This window comes from Candidatus Enterococcus avicola, from assembly GCF_047470845.1.
Lineage (GTDB): Bacteria > Bacillota > Bacilli > Lactobacillales > Enterococcaceae > Enterococcus_D > Enterococcus_D casseliflavus.
On sequence record NZ_JBLGTY010000069.1, the window covers coordinates 1 to 325 of the forward strand.

Annotated in this window: 4 tRNA genes; all 4 read left to right on the plus strand. The window is 52.3% G+C overall.

The annotated features are described in order from the left end of the window. The first annotated feature begins 3 nt into the window (after positions 1-3). A tRNA-Asp gene (locus ACI3E5_RS17635) sits at positions 4-77 on the plus strand. Positions 78-85: 8 nt separating this feature from the next. Further along, positions 86-158: transfer RNA gene (locus ACI3E5_RS17640), tRNA-Phe, on the plus strand. Between the two features lie 7 nt (positions 159-165). Then, positions 166-236: transfer RNA gene (locus ACI3E5_RS17645), tRNA-Gly, on the plus strand. Positions 237-252: 16 nt separating this feature from the next. Further along, positions 253-325 (plus strand) — tRNA-Ile (locus ACI3E5_RS17650).

The window sequence follows — 325 nt, forward strand, 5'->3', positions numbered from 1 at the left end:
TATGGTTTGGTAGTTCAGTTGGTTAGAATGCCTGCCTGTCACGCAGGAGGTCGCGGGTTCGAGTCCCGTCCAGACCGTTGTTTTTGGCTCGGTAGCTCAGTTGGTAGAGCAATGGATTGAAGCTCCATGTGTCGGCAGTTCGATTCTGTCCCGCGCCATAGGAATGCGGGTGTAGTTTAGTGGTAAAACTACAGCCTTCCAAGCTGTTGTCGCGAGTTCGATTCTCGTCACCCGCTTTGCATTTTTTATTTGGGGCCTATAGCTCAGCTGGTTAGAGCGCACGCCTGATAAGCGTGAGGTCGATGGTTCGAGTCCATTTAGGCCC